The organism is Streptomyces sp. NPDC023481 (genome assembly GCF_055560195.1).
In genome coordinates, this window is sequence record NZ_JBVHJE010000020.1 from 136,766 (window position 1) to 156,283 (window position 19,518).

16 protein-coding genes are annotated in these 19,518 nt (G+C 69.3%); 10 read left to right on the forward strand and 6 right to left on the reverse strand.

What is annotated here, in order from left to right; all coding sequences use genetic code 11:
- Position 1: 1 nt before the first annotated feature.
- The gene (mdlC, locus tag ACZ3ZD_RS32140) at positions 2-1,657 is read right to left on the reverse strand and encodes a benzoylformate decarboxylase (protein WP_467405173.1); all 1,656 of its coding nucleotides are present in this window, start codon (positions 1,655-1,657) and stop codon (positions 2-4) included.
- 277 nt (positions 1,658-1,934) lie between these two features.
- Here mdlC and ACZ3ZD_RS32145 point away from each other — a divergent pair, with 277 nt between their 5' ends.
- From ACZ3ZD_RS32145 to ACZ3ZD_RS32160, 4 genes are all read left to right on the forward strand, one after another.
- A complete protein-coding gene (locus ACZ3ZD_RS32145; protein ID WP_467405177.1) occupies positions 1,935-2,255 on the forward strand; it encodes a putative quinol monooxygenase in 321 nt (106 codons plus the stop codon).
- A gap of 404 nt (positions 2,256-2,659) precedes the next feature.
- A complete protein-coding gene (locus ACZ3ZD_RS32150; RefSeq protein ID WP_467405181.1) occupies positions 2,660-4,108 on the forward strand; it encodes an ankyrin repeat domain-containing protein in 1,449 nt (482 codons plus the stop codon).
- Positions 4,109-4,132: 24 nt separating this feature from the next.
- A complete protein-coding gene (locus ACZ3ZD_RS32155; protein ID WP_467405182.1) occupies positions 4,133-4,564 on the forward strand; it encodes a nuclear transport factor 2 family protein in 432 nt (143 codons plus the stop codon).
- Positions 4,565-4,581: 17 nt separating this feature from the next.
- Positions 4,582-7,074, forward strand: coding sequence for a sugar phosphate nucleotidyltransferase (locus tag ACZ3ZD_RS32160; RefSeq protein ID WP_467405185.1), 2,493 nt, complete (start codon positions 4,582-4,584; stop codon positions 7,072-7,074).
- Between the two features lie 1,083 nt (positions 7,075-8,157).
- Here the strand turns inward: ACZ3ZD_RS32160 and ACZ3ZD_RS32165 are convergent.
- The 3 genes from ACZ3ZD_RS32165 to ACZ3ZD_RS32175 form a co-directional block, all read right to left on the reverse strand.
- Complete coding sequence (locus ACZ3ZD_RS32165; protein ID WP_467405187.1) at positions 8,158-8,877, reverse strand: DUF2306 domain-containing protein; 720 nt, start codon at positions 8,875-8,877, stop codon at positions 8,158-8,160.
- Between the two features lie 353 nt (positions 8,878-9,230).
- A complete protein-coding gene (locus tag ACZ3ZD_RS32170; RefSeq protein ID WP_467405190.1) occupies positions 9,231-10,010 on the reverse strand; it encodes an SDR family NAD(P)-dependent oxidoreductase in 780 nt (259 codons plus the stop codon).
- Between the two features lie 28 nt (positions 10,011-10,038).
- Complete coding sequence (locus ACZ3ZD_RS32175) at positions 10,039-10,431, reverse strand: cupin domain-containing protein (RefSeq protein ID WP_467405193.1); 393 nt, start codon at positions 10,429-10,431, stop codon at positions 10,039-10,041.
- Positions 10,432-10,917: 486 nt separating this feature from the next.
- Here ACZ3ZD_RS32175 and ACZ3ZD_RS32180 point away from each other — a divergent pair, with 486 nt between their 5' ends.
- Positions 10,918-12,084, forward strand: a complete 1,167-nt coding sequence (locus tag ACZ3ZD_RS32180; protein WP_467405195.1) for an acyltransferase family protein — start codon at positions 10,918-10,920, stop codon at positions 12,082-12,084.
- An 833-nt stretch (positions 12,085-12,917) separates the two neighbouring features.
- Positions 12,918-13,766: an LLM class F420-dependent oxidoreductase gene (locus ACZ3ZD_RS32185; protein WP_467405199.1), complete on the forward strand. Its 849-nt coding sequence runs from the start codon at positions 12,918-12,920 to the stop codon at positions 13,764-13,766.
- 546 nt (positions 13,767-14,312) lie between these two features.
- On the opposite strand, the gene ACZ3ZD_RS32190 is transcribed toward ACZ3ZD_RS32185, so the two are convergent.
- Complete coding sequence (locus tag ACZ3ZD_RS32190; protein ID WP_467405203.1) at positions 14,313-14,948, reverse strand: TetR/AcrR family transcriptional regulator; 636 nt, start codon at positions 14,946-14,948, stop codon at positions 14,313-14,315.
- A 134-nt stretch (positions 14,949-15,082) separates the two neighbouring features.
- Here ACZ3ZD_RS32190 and ACZ3ZD_RS32195 point away from each other — a divergent pair, with 134 nt between their 5' ends.
- Both ACZ3ZD_RS32195 and ACZ3ZD_RS32200 read left to right on the forward strand, forming a co-directional pair.
- The gene (locus tag ACZ3ZD_RS32195) at positions 15,083-16,552 is read left to right on the forward strand and encodes an MFS transporter (RefSeq protein ID WP_467405205.1); all 1,470 of its coding nucleotides are present in this window, start codon (positions 15,083-15,085) and stop codon (positions 16,550-16,552) included.
- Positions 16,553-17,203: 651 nt separating this feature from the next.
- Complete coding sequence (locus ACZ3ZD_RS32200) at positions 17,204-17,452, forward strand: hypothetical protein (protein ID WP_467405208.1); 249 nt, start codon at positions 17,204-17,206, stop codon at positions 17,450-17,452.
- Between the two features lie 746 nt (positions 17,453-18,198).
- On the opposite strand, the gene ACZ3ZD_RS32205 is transcribed toward ACZ3ZD_RS32200, so the two are convergent.
- Positions 18,199-18,747 (reverse strand): ATP-binding protein, encoded by a 549-nt coding sequence (locus ACZ3ZD_RS32205; protein WP_467405210.1) that lies wholly within the window; start codon positions 18,745-18,747, stop codon positions 18,199-18,201.
- Positions 18,748-18,939: 192 nt separating this feature from the next.
- On the opposite strand from ACZ3ZD_RS32205, the gene ACZ3ZD_RS32210 reads away from it, so the two are divergent.
- Both ACZ3ZD_RS32210 and ACZ3ZD_RS32215 read left to right on the forward strand, forming a co-directional pair.
- Positions 18,940-19,176: a DUF397 domain-containing protein gene (locus ACZ3ZD_RS32210; protein WP_467405213.1), complete on the forward strand. Its 237-nt coding sequence runs from the start codon at positions 18,940-18,942 to the stop codon at positions 19,174-19,176.
- An 88-nt stretch (positions 19,177-19,264) separates the two neighbouring features.
- Positions 19,265-19,518: helix-turn-helix domain-containing protein (locus ACZ3ZD_RS32215; RefSeq protein ID WP_467405215.1), on the forward strand; the 254-nt coding region annotated here is incomplete at its 3' end.

The window sequence follows — 19,518 nt, forward strand, 5'->3', positions numbered from 1 at the left end:
ACTACAGACGGAACAGGCCGGGGTCTGCCACCACGACGTCCAGCAGCATGGGCCCCTCCGTGGACATCGCGGTCTTCAGGGCCGCCTGCAGCTGTTCCGGCGTCTCGATCCGCTCGGCGGGGCAGCCGAAGCCGCGCGCCAGCTGGGCCATGTCGACGCCGCTCAGGTCCCAGCCCTCCTGCCAGGCGTTCTGCCCCGCCTCGTCCAGGTAGTACTTCAGCGACAGGTATCCCGAGTTGTTCGGGATGACGAAGGTGACCGGCAGGTTGTAGCGCGCCGCGGTCCACAGCGCGTGCAACGTGTACTGCGCCGAGCCCTCACCGGTGACGACCACGACCCGCTGGTCCGGCCTGGCCACCGCGTAGCCGACGCCGCCGGCGAACGGGAAGCCCAGAGCACCGCTGGCCGTGGCGAAGTAGCCGTTCTGCGGGCCGAGCGGCAGCTGTTCGTGGAAGTCGGCACGGGCGATCGGCAGCTCCTCGAACACCTGCGCGTCCTCGGGCAGGACCTGGGCCAGTTGGTGGAACAGGTAGGCCTGCGACAGAGGCGTCGACGGCTCGGGCACCGCCACCTCCGCCCGCTGCACCGCGGGCGCCGCCGCACGCTCGCGCTGCACGGTCAGCGGAACCAGGTCCCGCACCGCCTGCGCCGGTGGGCAGACTACCGCGCTGTCCGCCAGCGACCACGCGGCGGCCTCCGGGTCGTCGGTGACGTGGATGACCCTGGTGCCCTCCGGCAGCCGCGGTTGGTCGCTCTGGTCGAGCTGCGCCGGGGCGGTGGAGAACAGGTCCGCGGTGGTAAACAGCGTGAACGTCGGGCTGCCCAGCACGACCACCACGTCGTGCTCCGCCAGGCGCTGGTTGATCAGCTCCGGCAGCGGGGCCAGCACCCCGCCAAACAGCGGGTGGGTCTCCGGGAAGCTGCCGCGCGGCCACACCGGGCTGCCGTACACCGTGGCGTTCAGCCGCTCCGCCAGCCGCACCAGCTCCGTGCGCGCACCGCCGATCTCCACGCCGGGACCGGCGACGAGGGCCGGCCGCTCGGCGCCGTTCAGGGCCTCGGCGATCTCCGAGATCACCGCGGGGTCGGGGACGACGGCGCTGCGCACCGTGCGCGGCTTCAGCGGCGTCGGGCTCGCCGGGCGCACCCAGTCGTCCTCGGGCACCGCCACGAACACCGGGCCGGCCGGGGCCTGCGCCGCGATGTGGTAGGCCTTCTCGATCAGTGCCGGGATGTCCTGCGGGCGGGCCGGCTCACCGGACCACTTGATGTACGGCCGCGGCAGCGAAGGCGCCTCCGTGGCGTTGAGGAAGGGCTCGCCGAGCAGCAGCTTGCGAGCCTGCTGGCCGCCGAGGATGACCATCGGGGTGTGCGCGCTGGCCGCGGTGTAGACCGAGCCCATGGCGTTGCCGAGGCCCGGACCCCCGTTGATGATCACCAGCGAGGGCTTGCCGGTGGCCTGCGCATAGCCGTCTGCCATGCCGACCACGCTCGACTCGTGAAGGCCGGTGACGAACTTGAAGTCGTCGGGCCACTCGTCGAAGAGCTTCATCTCGGTGTGGCTGGGGTTGCTGAAGATCGTGGTCAGGCCCAGCTGGCGCAAGAGGTCCAGCGTGGCGTCCCGCACAGTGCGGAACCCTGCTCCATCCTGTGTCACGGTCACTCCTGCTTCGTAACGGTCGGGCCGATCGGCGGGCCGAGCCGTACCCGTATGACGCGGTGTCATTTGCAGGCTCAGTTGGCGTGCCTCATCGCCGCAAGAAGAGCGCGGTATTTCAGGGCTACTTCGTCAGCTACCGCATTGCCTGGAGCACGGACTTAACGACTTGTCAGCTTCCGTCCCACCTGGCCTAGCCGCGCCGCGTCGGCACTCCTTAGCGTCGATGTCGAAGGGCGGCCAGGCCGGTTCCGGCAATGCGAGGAGGAGAGCAGCGATGACTGTACCGATAGCGGTGCTGGGATTTGCCAGCGCCCGTCCGGAGAAATCGGCGGAATTCCAGGATGCTCTTCTGGCCCTCGCCGGCCGCGCCCGCAGCGAACCCGGATGCCTCGACTATCGCGTGCACCGGGCGTCCGACGACCCGGACCAGTTCGTGTTCTACGAGGTCTGGCGCAGCCGCGACGACCTCGACACCCACCTGGCACTGCCCTATGTGACCGACTTCATGGCCGAGCGGATGACCTACCTGCGGCGCGACATCGACCACCGGGTACTCCAGGTGTGCGCCCCCGCGGGCGCCGAGGAGCCGCGGTGAGCTGTGCCGGCGCGCGGGAGGACGTTCTCCGGCCGCTCCCGGGGGCGGCCGGACCGGCGGCGGCCCGCCACCGTGCCTGCCACCGGAACTCCACGAGGCCTTCCGCCGGCTGTCCGGCCGGGGCGAACTCCCCTTCGGGGAACGCCTCCCCGTGGCCGGACCCCGGTGACGTCGTCTCCTTGGCGCACGGCCTCCGGCACACCCGCCCGGATGCCGGACGCACGCCCGGCGGGACGGACGGACACGTCACCGGAATCGGGGAAGAGGCCCGCGCGGGAGTCGCCCCGCTCCGCTGACCACCGAGCAGATCCGGCTGATCGGCGACCCGGCCCCCGGCACGGCCTTGTCCTTCAGCCGCCCGACCAGCCAGACGCACACGGCTCGACTTCACCGAAGGGTGCGCCATGACCGACACACAGACAACGCACAGGGTCGTCCGGGACTACTTCACCGCCCTGGAACAGGGTGACCTCGACGGCGCCCTGTCCCTGCTCTCTCCCGACATCGATTTCACCCTGCCCCAGGACCAGTGGAACGCCGTCATCCCCTACCTGGGCCGCCACCGCGGCCGGGACGCCGTCCGTGAGGCGTTCGCCGTCCGCGGTGAGACCACCGAGGTCCTCGAATACGAGCTGCGCGACCTGCGCGCCCAGGGGGACACCGCCGTCGCCGTCATCTACACCAAGGCCCGGCACACCCGTACCGGTGAACCGTTCGAGATCGAGGACGCCCATGTGCTCGTCGTCGGCGACGACGAGCACATCGTCTCCTGGAAGGTGTACTTCGACCCCAACGGCGAGGTCGCGGCGTTCACCAAGGATCGCGAGGAGCGCCTCGCCGCAGCCGTCGCCGCGGGCGACCGCGAGCTGGCCGCCGAGCTGCTGCGCTTCGGCGGCGACGTCGACCACCGTGACCCCGCCAGCGGTCTGACCCTGCTCATGACCGCCGCCGGCCGCGCCGACCTGCCCATGGTCCGCCTGCTGCTGGACGCCGGCGCCGACGTCTACGCCGCCGACAGCGGAGCCGGCGCCACCGCGCTGCACAAGGCGTGCCAGGGCGGCAGCCTCCCGGTCGTGCAGGCGCTCGTCGAGGCCGGCGCCTTCATCGACGCGGTGGCGCCCACCACCGGGCACACGCCCGTCATGGACGCGGTGTGGTTCAAGTACCCGGAGATCGCCAAGTACCTGGTCGACCGCGGTGCCGGTCTCAACCTCAGCACCCACTACGGCTTCTCCCTCCAGCAGCACTTCGAGTACGAGCTCAACGTCAACGAGTCCGGCAAGGAGGACCTGCTGCTGGCGGAGAAGTACCTGCGCGAGCGCCAGGAGTCCGACGCCGCCAAGGCCGCCTCGCAGAAGCTGATGGCCGCGGTGACCGCCGGGGACGCCGCCGAGGTGCGCCGCCTGCTCGCCGCCGGTGCCGAGGTCGACGAGCGATTCCCGATCGTCAACGGCTTCAACGACGCACACACCCCGCTGCTGGTCGCCGCCCGGGACGGGCACACCGAGATAGTCCGGATCCTCCTCGAGGCCGGTGCCGACGTGAATGCGACGGAGCCGACCTTCGGTGCCGTGCCGCTCCACAAGGCCGTCTACAACGGCCACGTGGAGTCCACCCGCATCATCGCCTCCTGGCCCGGCGTGGACCTGGACTTCCAGGGCGCCACCAACGGCTACACCCCCCTCCACGACGCGCTGTGGCACGGCTACGAGGAGTGCTCGCTGGCCGTTCTGGAGGCCGGCGCCGACCTGCACCTGGTGGGCCACGACGGCAAGACCCCGCTGGACCTCGCCACCGAGGTCTTCGGTACCGGCCACCGGGTCACCGAAGCGCTCCGCAGCCGCCTCGCCTGACCCCGGACACTCAGGAGGAAGACCATGGGCGTTCCCTTCAGGGAACGGATCACCGCCGCCGTCCGCGACTTCTTGGCGTGCCTGGAACGCAAGGACATCGATTCCTGGATCCGCCTCTGGGATCCCGCCGGCGAGCAGTTCTACCCCTACGGCACCGAGATGTTCCCGCCCCACCTCGCCGGCCGCGACGCGGTCCACGAGCGCTGGAAGTCGATGCCCGACATGTTCGAGACGCTGAGTTTCCCGCTGCTGGACCTGTGGGTCGACGGGGACACCGCCATCGCCCGTTTCGACGGCCACCTGGTCAAGAAGGACGGGAGCGTCTACCGCAACAGCTACATCTGCACCTTCACCTTCACCGAAGTCGGCCTGATCCGCCGCTACCGCGAGTACTTTGACCCGATCCTCGCCGGCGCCGCGTTCGGCCTCGCCGAGACCACCTACCTGTCGTCCTGACAAGGAGCCACCGACCCGTGAAGGCCGTCGTCATGGCAGGGGGCGAGGGCACCCGCCTGCGCCCGCTCACCGCGAACCTCCCCAAGCCGCTGCTCCCGGTCGCCAACCGGCCGATCATGGAGCACGTGCTGCGCCTACTACGCAAACACGGCTTGCGCGAAACGGTGGTCACCGTCCAGTTCCTCGCCCAGCTCGTCCGCAACCGCTTCGGTACCGGGGACGAGCTGGGCATGGAACTCACCTACGCGCACGAGGAACGTCCGCTGGGCACGGCGGGCAGCGTCAAGAACGCCGAGATCGCCTTGCAGGACGACACCTTCCTGGTCATCTCCGGCGACGCGCTCACCGACTTCGACCTCGGTGAGCTGATCCGCTTCCACAAGGACAAGGGCGCCCTGGTCACCGTCTGCCTGACCCGGGTCCCCAACCCCCTCGAGTTCGGTATCACCATCACCGACGACGACGGCAGGGTCGAACGCTTCCTGGAGAAGCCCACCTGGGGACAGGTCTTCTCCGACACCGTCAACACCGGCATCTACGTGATGGAACCCGAGGTCCTCGAATACATCGAGGCCGGCACCGCCACCGACTGGTCCACCGACGTCTTCCCCCGTCTCCTGGAGGAGGGCCGCCCGATCTACGGCTATGTCGCCGACGGCTACTGGGAGGACATCGGCACCCTGGAGAGCTACGCCAAGGCACAGACCGACGTCCTCGACGGCCGCGCACGCGTCGACATCGACGGCTTCGAACTCTCCCCCGGCGTATGGATCGGCGACGGCGCCGACGTCTCCGCCGACGCCCGCCTGGAAGGTCCGCTGTGCATCGGACCCAACGTCAAAGTGGAAGCGTCCGCGACGCTCCAGCCCTACACCGTGATCGGTGCCAACACCGTCGTCCGCGAAGGCGCACGGCTGAACCGCGCCGTCCTCCACGAGGACGTGTACGTCGGACCCGCCGCCGACCTGCGCGGTTGCGTCATCGGTAAGAAGACCGAGATCATGCGATCCGCGCGGCTCAACGACGGCGCCGTCACCGGGGAGTCCTGCCTCATCGGCGCCGAGGCGGTCATCGCCGAACAGGTGCGCATCTACCAGTCGAAGACCATAGAACCCGGCAGTCTGGTCAACGACTCCCTCATCTGGGAGCCGCGGGCCCACACTCAGCGCTTCGGCAGCAAGGGCGTCTCCGGGCTGCTCAACATCGAGGTCACCCCCGAGATCGCGGTCCGGGTGGCATCCGCCTTCGCCACCTCGCTGAGCAAGGACGCCGCGGTCACCGTCGCCCGGGACCATTCCCGCGGCGCTCAGGCACTCCAGCTCGCGCTGATCTCGGCCCTGCAGTCCAGTGCCGTCAACGTCCGTCACCTCGAGAACGTCCCGCTCCCCGTGGCCCGCCACTACACGGCCCGTGGCAACGGCGCCGGTATCTTCGTGCGCACCACCGCCGACGCCCGGGAGAGCGTCGACATCCTCCTGCTGGACGCCACCGGCGCCGACCTCACCCCCGCCGCCCAGCGCAAACTCGACCGCCTCTATGCCCGCCAAGAGTACCGCCGGGCGTTCCCCGGCGAGATCGGTGCCCTCAGCCTGCCGCCCCGGGTCCTGGAGACCTACACCGACTCGCTGCTCAGCGCCATCGACACCACCGGCATCGCCGGGTCCGGCATGAAGATCGTGGTGGACGCGGCGCACGGAAGCGCCGGCATCGTCCTGCCCACGCTCTTCGGCCGGCTCGGCGTCGAGTCTCTGGTCGTCAACTCCGGGCAGGACGAGACGAAGCCGACCGAGACCCGCCAGGAACGGGCGGAGGGTCTCAGGGAACTCGGCAGGATGGTCGCCTCCGCACGGGCCTCGTTCGGGGTCAGGTTCGACCCCGTGGCCGAGCGGCTCTCCCTCGTCGACGAGCGGGGACAGGTCATGGACGACCACCGGGCCCTCCTCGCCTTCCTCAGCCTCATGGTCGGCGAAGGGCTGCAGGACAGCCTGGTGCTGGCGGCCCCGGTCAGCCGCTGGGCCGAGGAAGCCGCGGTGCGGGGCGGCAGCCGGGTGCACCGCGCCGGGATCCTGCCCGCGGAGCTCTCCGCCGAGGTGCAGCTCACCCAGGCCGCCTGGGCGGCCGACGGGGCCGGAGGATTCATCGTCCCCGCGGTCTCGCCCGGGTTTGACGCGCTCGCCGCGCTCGTCCGGCTGATGGGACTTCTGGCCCGCAGCGACAGCCCTCTGAGCAAGGTCGAAGCCCGCATCCCGGCCATCCACGTCGGCAGACGCGTGCAGCCCACCCCTTGGCACACCATGGGCGCCATGATGCGCCGAGCTGTCGAGATAGCCGCCCGCCGGGACCTGAAGATCGAGTCGCACGGCGGCATCAGGCTCATCGATCACAACGGCCGCTGGATCCTCATCCTGCCCGACCCCGACCAGCCGACCACCCGTATGTGGGCGGAGGGCCACAGCGCAGCCGACGCCGAGGACCTCCTCGACGAATGGGCCGCCTTGCTGTTCGGCTGACACCCGCGTCGGCCCGGTCACCGATCCGCGTCTGCCGTCGCTCCGGGCGGACATCACCCGGAGCGACGACATCGTGCTTTGAGGGTGCACTGGTGCGGAGCCGGGACGGTCCTCGCCGACAGGGCGCTGGTCCAGCCGTGGCGGGGTGCGGGCCCCCGCTCAGTCGCGGTGGTGCCGCCCGTGGGGACGGGACGACACGCGGTCAGCCGGCGTCCGAGATCGCCCTGAGCCCTGAGCCCAGTGCCACCGGAGTCCAGGCGCGCGGGGTGCGAGCGCTTGGGACGGTCCCCAGCCAGGTCCGGTCGCGCGCTGTACCGTGCGGGGGCAGGTCGCCAGGGCGTTCTCACCTTACCTTTGGTCCCCTTGTGGTGGCGAGGCTCCGGCTCCGCGCTCGACGGCCCATGCCGACGCTGGGGCGGGGAGGAACATCGCGCGTGTGAGCTGCCGGTTGCCGCCTCTGGGTGCGTGTTCGCCGTAGATCGAGGTGCCCGAGAGGGTGGGCCTCCGGCAGCTCGTTGATCCGGTGGCCGTGGTGTGTGCTCCTGCCGACGGCACCCTTCGGGCCCGGCGACACCACCTTCCGGGTCATCCGTTCGACAGGGGGACCGGTCATGCCGGGCCCGGAGGCCAGCGGCCTTCTTGCAAGCCCGCGAAAAACATAACGGGCGGAGCAGGCTGGCACACGCGTGGGTGCCGTCGTCGGAGGTGGTGCCGGAAGGCGACTGCCCTGACGCGCGGGTAGGGGGCTGTCGGGTCCGGGTCTGCCTCGTGGTCCGATACGGCCGGGCTGTGGTGGAGCCGGTGTCGCCTGGCGGGCCTGCTCGCCGGCCTCGCCGCGGCCGTGGCGAACCCGGCAGAGGGTGGTGCCGCAGGCCGTTCCGGGCCCGCGTGGCATCGTGCTTCCCGGAGTGCGCGGAACGCGACCGCCGTCGATGACCCGCGCCCGCCCGCCTCTTACGCCGCGTCAGCAGGCAACGGCCGCGTACGTCATACGTCTGCGCACATCCGCACGGGTCGGGCAGCGCGGCCAAACCCCGCTGCCCGACCGGCACCTTGCTGATCGGCGAGTCCTGTTGTCGCGGGTCAGGAAGCCCGGGCCGGGCGGCGCCGCCGCCGCGGCCGCAGCAGGTACCACTCGACGAAGAGCAGGTGCAACACGATCGGGAGCCACAGCGCGGTGGCGGACGCCTCGTTCTGCACCAGTCGGGTCTGGCCGCCATAGGTGTCCGGTAGCAGCCAGTTGGTGACCGCGATGAACAGCGGATAGATGATCCGGGTGTCGATGGTGGCGGTGGTCAGGGCCACACTGCGCAGCATCCATCTGCGATGCACTTCGTATTCCTTGCGCATCGCGGAGCGCAGACCGCTAACCGATATGATCATCCACAGGACCGCCTCGGTGAACAGCACGGCCCGTACACCCTGGCCCTGCCTGGTCAGCACGGCGACGCCGAACGCAGCGATGCCCGACGGGAAGACTCCGGCGAGGAAATAGATCCACCCCAGCCGCCGGTGCACCTTCGGATGGGTTTCCCGGAGCCACGGCCAGACCTGTGCCCAGGCCAGCAACTCGGCCACCGCGCCGCAGAATATGTGAATCAGAAGGATCGGGTACTGCAACCACATCAGGTCGGGGCGCAGGCCCGCACGGGACTTGTCCGGGTTCAACGTCATGTACACGTAAGAGCCGTACACGGCGAAGCCGATGCAGTAAATAGCCATCAGCAGGACCCAGTATTCCCGTCGCCATCGGGAAGTCGGCCGTTCTCTCACGTTCGGGACCGTGGTAGCCGGAATAGCCATGTGTATCCTCTCTCATCGCGCCAATGGGGCTCGGGAGGTTCACCGACCGGACGTCACACGACGACGCCGAAGCCCGGAAGCAGTCGGCGTCGTTCACCAGGGTGTCCAGCGGCCGGCCCGGCGGCCAGGCCGGCGGACGGGCATCGCCCCGACGCGTCGGAACGCGCCGCAGACCGCGAGGCCCGCCCGCCGCTCAGTGCCGTGGTGGCGACCGCCGCCTCGTCACTGCCGCGGTGCGTGGAGCCGTGGCGCCGCCGGCGGCCGGCGGGTGGCCGCGGCCCGGGGAGGCCGCGGGGAAATGCCGCTCGTCAGCGCGCGGTTGTGCCGATAGGATCCGGCACGCCGCATCCTTTTCAGGCGGTCTTGAGCAGGCCGCCGTCGATGATGAATTCCGAGCCGTTGATGTTCGGCGCCTTGCGCGAGGCGACCAGGGTCACCACGGCGGCGATCTCCTCGGCCGTGGTGGGCGCGCCGGTGGACAGGCCGAGCATGCTGGGCACCTGCGCCAGGATCTCGTCCTTGGTCACGCCGGCCTGGCCAGCCAGCGAGTCGGCGATGCCACCGTCCGCCGTCCATGCGTCGGTCATCACCGGGCCGGCCGACACGGTGTTCACCCGTACCCCGGCCGGTCCGTACTCTTCGGCCAGGCTCTTGCTGAAGCTGAGCAGCGCGGCCTTGGCCGCCGAGTAGTCGATAACCACCGGCAGCGGCAGTCGCCCGTTGGTGCTGCCGATGTTCACGATGGACCCGCGCCGTTCGATCAGGCTGGGCAGCGCGGCCCGGCTGGTACGCACCGCGATGAACAGGTTGGTGTCGAAGGACTTCAGCCAGCCCTCGTCGTCGATGGCCAGGAAACCGGTGGTCCGGGTGTCCGGCGCGCCGACGTTGTTCACCAGGATGTCGATGCCGCCCAGCTCGCCGAGCGCATAGTCGACCAGCCGCGCGGAGCCGTCCCGCTCGGACAGGTCCACGGTGAAGGTGTACGGGGTGATCTCCTTCAGCGCCGGGCTGATCGTGCGGCCGGCGCCCACCACCTTCACACCCTCGGCAGCGAGCGCCTTGCTGATGGCCAGGCCGATACCCCGGCCGGCGCCGGTGACCACTGCAACCTTGCCCGTCAAGTCCAGTTCCATGTGGGTCTACTCCTTGCTCGTCAGTCGGCTAATGCTGGTGCCCGTATTCGTAGGAAGTTCCGGTCGGCTGCTCGCCCGCCCATTCTGTTACGACGTGTCCGGCCGCGTGGATGTTGACGAGCTGGGCGCGGTCGGAGCCGGTTACCGTGAAGGTATGCGCGATACCGGCCGGTACCACGCAAATCTCCTCCGGAGTGAGTTCGTGCAGTTCTCCGTCCGCTTCCAGCAGCACGGTGCCGCGTACGAGCACGAAAATCTCGTCATAGGGATGCACGTGGCGCCGTGGTCCTTGTCCCGGTGCGGCATCAACGATGAATGCCGACGAATTGAGGTCGCCATGACGGCTGCCCTCGAAGATGCGGGCCGCTACCTCGCCGTCGATGCGCACCGCCGGCAGGTCATCCTTGCGTTGAATTATCATTAACGCACTTACTTCCTTCTCGGTCGGTATTTTGATGCTAACTGGCCGTCGGTCACCTCCCCAGTGGTCACGGTGCAATCGGCGACAATTCGTTAAGTCCCCCCGCCCGCCCGCGAGGCAGGCCCGTCGTCGGGTGCCACGCCGCCCGTGCCCGCCTCGGCCGGGAGGCGGCCTCGGGGCGTCATCCGGATGGGACACGGAGGGCCACCGGAGGTACACCTTCCGTGCTCCTGGCAAGGAATCAATTACTCCGCTATTTTCTCCGTTCCGTCCCTGAAGCCTGGCTATCCGCCGGTTACACCCCTCATAACCAACGGTTATGGTAAAAGTTATTCGACAGTCCGCAGGTCGAAAGGTTCACTGTGGTCGTTCACGGAGGGCAGTGGACGATGGATTTCTTGGCCCTAAGGGGGAATTTGCACTATGAACGCATTAAGGCCTGCCGTCGCAGGCTCGTCCGCCAATAGACGGACCAGACTTCCATCGTTGACAGGGTTGCGGTTCATTGCAGCTCTGCTGGTGTTCTTCTACCACGTCACACTGGGCGACTCGCCAATTCCGCCGCACGCTGCCGTCAATCCGTTCGCCAGCCTCTCGATCGCCCATCGGCTGTCGCAGGTGTTCAGCACGACCGGCTTTATCGGAGTGTCCTTCTTCTTCGTGCTGAGTGGATTCGTGCTGGCCTGGTCGTACCGTCCGGGAGAGCGGCCGGCCGCGTTCTGGCGCCGGCGAATCGTGAAGATCTTCCCCAACCACATTGTCATGTGGGCCGTGGCGATGATCCTGTTCGCCGGCGCGCTCACTCCGATCACGTCCTGGCTGCCCAACCTGGTCCTGATCCACGGCTTCTTCCCAGTCCAGGAAATCCTACTCAGCGTCAATGTGCCGTCCTGGACGCTGTGCTGTGAACTGTTGTTCTACTTACTGTTTCCGCTCCTCATCCGGCCGATCCGCCGAATAGCGGACGACCGCTTGTGGCTGTGGGCCGGCATCCTGGTGGCCGGGCTGGTGGTCACGCAGCTCATCACCCGGTTCGCGCTGCCGGACCAGCCGAGTTTCGGTGGTTCGCCGGTGTCGCTGTTGCAGTTCTGGTTCGGTTACTTCCTGCCGCCGACCCGGTTGTTCGAGTTCGTCCTCGGCGCGGTGCTGGCCAGGATCGTGGCGTCCGGCCGGTGGCTGCCGATCAGCCTGACCCAGGCCGGCGTGCTGATGGCGCTCGGTTACGGGCTCAGCCTGATGGTGCCGTTCGTGTTCCGGTTTAACGTGGCCACCATCGTTCCGATCGGCGCGTTGATCTGCGCCGCCGCGGCGGCCGACGTGAAGGGCACTTCCACCTGGCTGTGCAGCCGGCAGTGGCAATGGCTGGGCGAGATCTCCTTCGGTTTCTATCTGTGCCAGGGAGTGGTCGTGTTCTACGGGCGCTGGCTGCTGGGCGCGGACCACTTCTACGGCCCGGTACTGGGCACGCTGGTGACGATCGGTCTGTTCCTGGCCACCCTGGCCGCCGGCGCACTGCTGTACACCTGCGTGGAACGGCCTATGGTCGTGCGCTGGAGCCGGCCGCGCCGGGCCGCCCGGCCTGCGGCGGCCGAGCCGGTGCTGCCCGCGCCGCTCGCCGAACCGGAGGGCGTCGCGGACAGCCCAGCAGTGTGACCGCTCGGTGGCCGGCCGATCACCTCGAGGCGAGCGCGTCGACGAAGTCGCGGATCGCGCATCAGTGGTCGCCCGGCCGCCGGACCGGCGCGCTCAGCAGCGGCCGGCCCACACCGCACCCGGAGGCTAACGTCGCCTGGCCGCCTCGGGCTCGGAGGGTTCACGTCCAGCGGCCTGTGTCGTCCCGTGTCCCTCTGTCAAACCGGCACCTGCCCCTACGGCCGGTGCCGCACTCGTCTCCCGCGGCGGGAGGACCGCCCGGGCGCCGGGTGGCAGCGCCTGCCAGGCCGAGGTCGTCGACACGGCCCGCCGCACCCAGGCCGGACGGCCGTTCCGCGGCCCGGGTGCGGGTGCGTTCGCGCGCCGCGGCAAGTCGTGTGGCAGGGGCTGGAGCTGAGCATTCATAACCATTGGTTATCGCCGAGGTTCTTGGACAGCCAGGCCTGCTTCGGGCAGGATCGAGCCGGTCACCCACTTGGCGGAAGGGATCGCGATGTCCGGCGCCCGCCGCTCTGACCGTCGGGGCTGGCCGGAGGACAGCCCGGCGTCCGGCCGAACGTGACCACCTCCGCCGCTCACCGCCCGTTGGACGGGCCCGGCGGAGCCGGGACGCACGCGAGCGGGGCTGGGAAGGCGTCGCGGTGGTTCCCGAGCCGGCTGACATCATCGGTGAGGACGGCATGGTTCAAGTCGGTGATAAGTACGGCCACTCGGACGTGCCGAGGTGCAACACGGCGGTCATCCAAGTGACCTGACAGCGGGCCGGCGACACGGACCTGCGGTCGGTCCGCCAGACGGTGCCGCCGAGTACGGATCGACGGAGGTAGGGGTTCGTGGAACTGGGTGTGTACGGCCTGAGTGCCAAGGCGACGCTGGGACCGGCCGACACGGCACGGCTGGCCCGCCAGGCGGAGGAGTGGGGTTACCGCTCTTGGTGGGTGGGGGACCACGTGGTGCTGCCCAGCCCACGGGTGCCGGACTCGCCGATGGCACCCACCGATCCGATCCTCGATCCTCTGGTGCATCTTTCCTACGTGGCCGCCCTAACCGAGCGTATGGAGCTGGGCACCGGGATCCTCATCCTGCCGCAACGCAATCCGGTGGTGCTGGCCAAGCAGGTCGCCAGCCTGGACGTGCTCTCCGAGGGCCGGCTGCTCCTCGGTGTCGCTCCTGGTTACCTCGAGCCGGAAATGGCCGCGGTGGGTGTGCGGCTCTCCGAGCGCGGCGGCCGCACCGACGAGTACCTGGACGCGATGCGGCAGTTGTGGACCGAGTCGGAACCGGAGTTCCACGGCCGGTACGCGAACTTCGAACGTGTGGACGCGCATCCGCGCCCGGTGCGGCCCGACGGCCCGCGGATCATGATCGGCGGGCACAGCCCGGCCGCGTACCGGCGGGCGGTCCTCAAGGGGCACGGCTGGATCGGTAACGGCAGCTCTCCGGAGGACCTGGTCACCCACCTCGAAGGCCTGCGCAAAGCCGCGGTAGAGGTGTCCCGGCCGGCGCACCTAGGCCGTTTGGAGATCAACTTCATGCAGATCAACCCGGTCGAGGTGGACGCCGACAGCGCGCGGCGCTACGCGGAACTCGGGGTGGACCGGCTGCTGGTCTACCCGCTGCCGCTGGAGGACCCGGCCGAGGTGAGCGCGTTTCTGCAGCGGCATGCCGGTCTCGCTCGCTGACCGGGAGGGCTTCGGCGCGGTCATGGGACGTCCGGTGCGGGATGAGCCGTCTGCTCAGCCGGACCGGGGAGGCGGTGCCAGGGTGCGGGCCACCACGGCTCGTGCCCGCGGAGGTTCCGTGTCGCCCGGAGTGCGCTATGGCGGTGCCCGACGGGGTACCGCCATCGCCTCTTTGGCGGCCCCGCCGACCGCGTCGGCCATGCCTGCCGGAAGCGAACGTGCTGGTGGCGATGGGCGGACCGGACCTCCGATCACCTCGGTTCACGTGCGGAGCGGCTCGGTGCCCGCCTGACCCGATTCCGCCCCACGCCCGGCGCACCGCCGACCGTACGGCGGCGGCGCACCGGTTCGGGACGTGTCCGCCGGCCGACTGCGGCCGGCCAGCGGACACCGGAGCGCCGGGCTGTGCGGCCCGGCCATCGCCGGCGGAACCTCCGCGGCGCGCCACCGGGCCTCATCGCCGAGCAAGGGGCCTCGCTTGGTTCCTCCGACCGGTCCGCGTCCACCGGGAAGAGCAAGGCCCCGCAGGGCCAACCGATGGCCGGCTCATCTGATGGGCAGTGCCGTCGGGGAGGTGCCTGCCGGTGGTGCCTGCATCGTGTTCATGCTCGCGGACAGCGCCAGTTCGGCGAGAGCCACCGCCTGCCGGGCCGGTCCCTCCCGGCCGAACGGCTGCGAAGTGGTGGTCGCGCCGTCCAGGATGACCAGTAGCTGGTCGGCCAGCATGGCCGGGTCGGCCACCGGCTCGACTTCGGCCAGCTTCTCGGTGAGCGCGCGGAGCTGGTCGCGTAGCCAGGTCTTGGCGGTGACCGCCTGCCGGTGCGCGGGCAGGCCGGGATCGGGAAACTCGGTCAGCGTCATCACGAAGGCGCACCCCCGGCAGCCCTCCTCCGGCAACTGCTCGTGCAGTGCCGCGAACAGGGCCCGGATGCGCTCACGCGGGGACCGGCCGTCCGCCGCGGTCACCGACGCGAACCATTCCCGGTAGTCCCGGTCGGCTCGTTCGACATATGCGGCGATGAGGTCGTCCTTGGACGGGAACAGCCGGTACAGCGTGGTCGCCGCGATGCCGGCCTCGGCGGCTACCCGATCCACGCCGATCGCGCGGACACCGTGCCAGAAGAACAACTCGTGCGCGACTTGGAGCACATGCTCCTTGGTCTGCGCTGCGCTGCGGCGCATTTTGCCCCCTTGCCAGGTTGCGTCGATGGCTCTACTCTAAGCCAGCCAATTACGTTAGGGAACGCTCCCTAACATAAGGGTTCCTGCTTCCGAGCGCATCACTCAGTGCCGCGCACCATGAGATTGGAGTCACGATGACAACGCAGGAAGCCGCGGCCACAACCGCGGACGAGAGCGGTTCGCCCATTCCGGAGGGCCGCCGCTGGCTTTCTCTCGCCATGCTTGCAGGGGCGCTCGGGCTGGACGTCAGCGGACTGGGTGTGCTCAACGCGGCGCTCCCCGGCATCGGTAAACACTTCGATCTCGGCAACGCCACCCTCCAGTGGGTGATGACCTCCTACGCCGTGGCGTTCGCCGGATTCCTGCTCTTCGGCGGCCGGGCCGCGGACGTGCTCGGCCGGCGGCTGGTCTTCGCCTCCGGCATCGCGCTGTTCACCGTGGGCGCGCTCGGCGGCGCGCTGGCGCCCAGCGTGGGCGTCTTGATCGTCGCCCGCGCCGTGCAGGGGATCGGCGCCGCGCTGTCCGGTCCCGCCGCGCTGGCCCTGCTGACCGAGGTGTTCCCGGAAGGCCCGGAACGCAACCGGGCGATGAGCGTGTACGGGGCGGTGGGCGCGGCCAGCTTCAGCGGCGGTGTGTTGCTCGGCGGCGTGCTGACCGAGTTCTTCACCTGGCGGTCGGTGCTGGTGTTCTCCGTCCTGATCGGTGTGGTCGTGCTGTCCGGGGTGCGAGCCAGCCTGCCGCCCAGCGTGCGGCACGCGCACAAACTCGACCTGCCCGGCGCGGTGCTGGTCACGGCCGGCCTGCTGCTGGTGGTGTTCGGGGTCAGCCGCGGCGGGGACGCCGGCTGGACCGACCCGGGCGTGCTGGTCTCGCTGATCGCCGCGCTGGTGCTCCTGATCGGCTTCATGGCGTGGGAGAAGCGCACCGCGGAACCGCTCCTGCCGATGGAGATCTTCCGTGGCGTCCCGGTGCGGGCCGGCGCGCTGACCGCGGTGCTGTACTACACCGCCGCGCTCGGTCTGCTGTTCTTCGCGCCGCTGTACATGCAGAGCATGCTCGGTTACTCGCCGTTCATGTCCGGCCTCGCGGTGGTGCCGGCCTCGGCGAGCGTGTTCGTGGCCGCCAACTTCTTCGCCGGCAAGCTGCTGGCCAAGATCGGGCCGCGCGCCCTGCTGATCATCGGGCTGGTCTTCATCGGCGCCGGTATTGGCCTGTGGGTGTGGACGCCGGTCGACGGCAACTACTGGGCCCATCTGCTTCCCGGCCTGGTCCTCAACGGCATCGGCCAGGGCCTCGCCTTCCCGGCCATGACCATCTCCTCGCTGAGCGGCGTGGACCAGCGGCAGCACGGGGTGGCCGGTGCGGTGAACGTGACCGCTCAGCAGATCGGCTCCAGCGTCGGTGTGGCAGGCTTGGTCGTGATAGCCACAGCCACGGCGAACGGCGGGGACGCAGCCGGCCGGCTCGCCGGGTACCACACCGCCTACCTGACAGCGGCGATCGCCTGCTTTTTCGGCGCGCTGGTGATCGCGGCGGTGCGCAAGGGCTGGGGCGGCGAGGAGCCGGCGTCCACGCCGGTCGAGAACGCCGAACAGCCGGCGTAGTCCGCGAGCGCCACAGCCGCAAGGGAGCGGGGGACCAGGTTCCCCGCTCCCTTCAAGCGTCGGGCACACGCACGGAGCACCGGCCTTCCGCCCGCCCACCAGGCCCCGGCGCAGCGGGATTTCAGACCGCTTTCCTATCTTGAGGAAGCCAAGGACTACTGGCGGTGGTCCACGAACGGGATCTTTGACCGCAGCAGCAGCCGTGGCCGTCGCAGGCAGACGGAGCCGGCCGCCCCGCCGGAGCCGACGACCGGCACCCTGTGGACTTCGCTCGCCGGCGTCGGCGTCCTGATGCGACACACCTGCATGTGGGAGCTCCGACACCCTTCCAAGGAAAAGCCACCGCGGCCTTTCCCGGACGGATCGAAGCCTGCTCCAGACGGCGATCGCCGACGCGCAGGCGTTTCTGACGTGATCATCCTCCTTCCGAAGATCGGCTGGTCCGCCCCAAACCGTGAGAACGCGACGGCGTATGCCGTTCTCGGGGAAGTGGACGTCTTCCCGGACGCCGACTGCCGGGTTGTGCTCCCCGGCACCGGGGGCGAAGAGAAGGGCGTTCCGCTGACCCCCGAACAGAGCGCCGCAGTTCTACGCGAGCGTTGCCTGAGCTTCCTTTTCGGATCCCCGCACTTGCCCATCACACTGGACAGGGTGATCTGGCAGTCGCACTGGAAACTGCCCGTCGACGCGGACTACCTGGCGGGCATCGACCAGGACATGAGCCGCGTAGGACTGCGCCCCCGCGGCTGGACAACCTGCGAACGCTGGCCCGCCTCCCACCGGGAGCTGCCCGATCCCGCCCAACTCCAGGATCCCCACCTCGTTCAGCGGTACCAGCTCATCGCGGAACGCCTGCGCAGCGCGCTGGACGCCCGTCCTGTCCCCCCACAGCAGCCATAGCGCGCCGTCGCCCGGAACCGCGCAAGAGCTGGCACCATCGACCCCCACCGCGCGTCGCGCACACCGGAGGGGTACATGTACCGGTATGGCGGCTGAGAGGGTGTGGTGGCCAAGCAGCTTCAGGCAGTCCAGGTCGAGCGGGACGAACTGGCAATCGCGTAGAAGTTGTTGAACCGCGTAGCCGAGCAGGTCCAGGCCGACGCCGGGGCTGTCGCTCCGGTGTCGGCGAAGATGGCCGGGCGGGTAGTCCTGCTCATCCCGCACCGCAGAGACGCGGCCGATGAGGGCGCGCTGCCCGGCGACTACCGCAAGATCCTGGCGATCGTGCGGGAGGCCGACGGCCCGGTGCAGGTCAGGGCGGTCGGCGAACGGTTGGGTCTGGATGCCTCGGTGCGCGGCAAGCTGGAGCCGCTGCGGGCGAAGATGATTGCGCATTCCCGGCGTGACGCGCGGCCCTGCAGCCGGAAGCACGATGACCATGATCATGGGTGGTCGCCTGGCTGGACGCCGCCCGGGTGTCTTCATCCGGCCGGCGTTGCGAGGGCGGTGAGCCCCGGCCGCGCCTGGCCGACTTCCGCTCCACCAAGCGTTTCGCCTTCGACCACCTCGCACTGCGGGACGGACGTCCGCCGGGACCCCGAACGGCCACTGCTGCGGCGTCCGGAGCTCTTCCTCGACCTGAGATGCGGTCGAGCTACAGGCGAGGATCGAGGACAGTAACTGATCGATGCGTGCATGCGGTGTTTTCAGGCTTGCGGGAGTGAGAGTCGAGCCCATACGGACTTCCCGTCGGTCTGACGGTCGTCGGTCCAGCCCCACGTCGTGCTCAACGCGTCGACGATGGGCAGTCCACGGTGCTGTTCGGCCAGGGGCGGGGGGCAGCTGAGGGAAGGATGAAGCCGGCTGGGGTCGCGGACGACACACAACAAGGTGCGCGGGCGCAGGGCGAGAGCGAGCCATACGGCTGCCTGCGGGCTGCTGGGTGACGAGGCGCGTGTCTGACCATGGCGGACGGCGTTCGCGACGAGTTCGGAAGCGACCTGCACCGTGTCGTCACAGATGCTGCTCAGTTCCCAGCGCTGCAGCGTCCAGCGGGTGAACTGGCGTGCCACGTAACAGCATTTGGTTGTGGTCGGGATCCGTCTCGCGGCAAACGGAGTGCTTCCCAGGCCTGTGCGCACGGCGAGGTTGGGTGTGAAAGCAGGTGGTGCTCCGCGGAAGAGGTGATGCTCCGGGGTGCTGGCAGTCTCGGGCGTGGAAAGTGGCTGGAAGTCGTGGTTGTGAGCTGGCGTCATCGTCCGTCCCCCGGAACTTGTGGGCCGTCTCGAGCCTGGCGTGCCGTCTTGACCGTCACTATTCCGGGCTGTTCGTCGTTCCTGCAAGTGTCGTTCTGCAATTGCAGAGCGATAGAATTCGTACACACGGTCGACTACGAGCCGCCTTTCCGGCAGAGCCGACCGGGCAGGACTCGGGAAGGCGCGATAGGAATGCAGCGGGTGGAAAACGGCGTCGGTGCAGACATGATCGAGGGCGTTGTATGGCACAGGAGCCGCCACAGCGGGGGCAACGGGAACTGCGTGGAACTCGCGCCCCTGCCTGGCGGAGGTGTGGCCGTGCGTAACTCCCGGTTCCCCAGCGGACCGGCCCTCGTGTACACGAAGGAGGAGATCGCGGCCTTCTTCGCGGGCGTCAACGACGGGGAGTTCGACTTCACCCTCCTGTGACGGAGGGTGCATTTATGGCCACTTCCTGACACGCGTGATGGTCGGCTGCCATACTCGGGCTCCCCGGACATTCGATAGGAGTACCGGTATGGCAGCCGGACCACAGGCGCCTTCCATTCTTGGATTTCCGCACCGCCCCGAGTGGGGCGCGGCTGCTCACCGCAAAGCGCTTGCGGGACACCTCAGGCGATGCCGCGACCACGCCCGGATCGGAACCAGTCAGGCTGCTCGCTGCATCGGTGCCTCCCCATCCACCATCAGCCGCATGGAGACCGGACTCGCATCGCTCAAGCCCACAGAGGTGCAGCGCCTTCTGGACGAGTACGGTGTGCGCGACCCGGC

What these genes read in the sequence shown, in the direction of transcription:
- ACZ3ZD_RS32145 (WP_467405177.1), top strand. Translation starts at nt 1,935, where the DNA reads ATGACTGTACCGATAGCGGTGCTGGGATTTGCCAGCGCCCGTCCGGAG.
- ACZ3ZD_RS32150 (WP_467405181.1), top strand. Translation starts at nt 2,660, where the DNA reads ATGACCGACACACAGACAACGCACAGGGTCGTCCGGGACTACTTCACC.
- ACZ3ZD_RS32155 (WP_467405182.1), top strand. Translation starts at nt 4,133, where the DNA reads ATGGGCGTTCCCTTCAGGGAACGGATCACCGCCGCCGTCCGCGACTTC.
- ACZ3ZD_RS32165 (WP_467405187.1), bottom strand. Translation starts at nt 8,877, where the DNA reads ATGGCTATTCCGGCTACCACGGTCCCGAACGTGAGAGAACGGCCGACT.
- ACZ3ZD_RS32170 (WP_467405190.1), bottom strand. Translation starts at nt 10,010, where the DNA reads ATGGAACTGGACTTGACGGGCAAGGTTGCAGTGGTCACCGGCGCCGGC.
- ACZ3ZD_RS32175 (WP_467405193.1), bottom strand. Translation starts at nt 10,431, where the DNA reads ATGATAATTCAACGCAAGGATGACCTGCCGGCGGTGCGCATCGACGGC.
- ACZ3ZD_RS32190 (WP_467405203.1), bottom strand. Translation starts at nt 14,948, where the DNA reads ATGCGCCGCAGCGCAGCGCAGACCAAGGAGCATGTGCTCCAAGTCGCG.
- ACZ3ZD_RS32195 (WP_467405205.1), top strand. Translation starts at nt 15,083, where the DNA reads ATGACAACGCAGGAAGCCGCGGCCACAACCGCGGACGAGAGCGGTTCG.
- ACZ3ZD_RS32205 (WP_467405210.1), bottom strand. Translation starts at nt 18,747, where the DNA reads ATGACGCCAGCTCACAACCACGACTTCCAGCCACTTTCCACGCCCGAG.
- ACZ3ZD_RS32210 (WP_467405213.1), top strand. Translation starts at nt 18,940, where the DNA reads ATGCAGCGGGTGGAAAACGGCGTCGGTGCAGACATGATCGAGGGCGTT.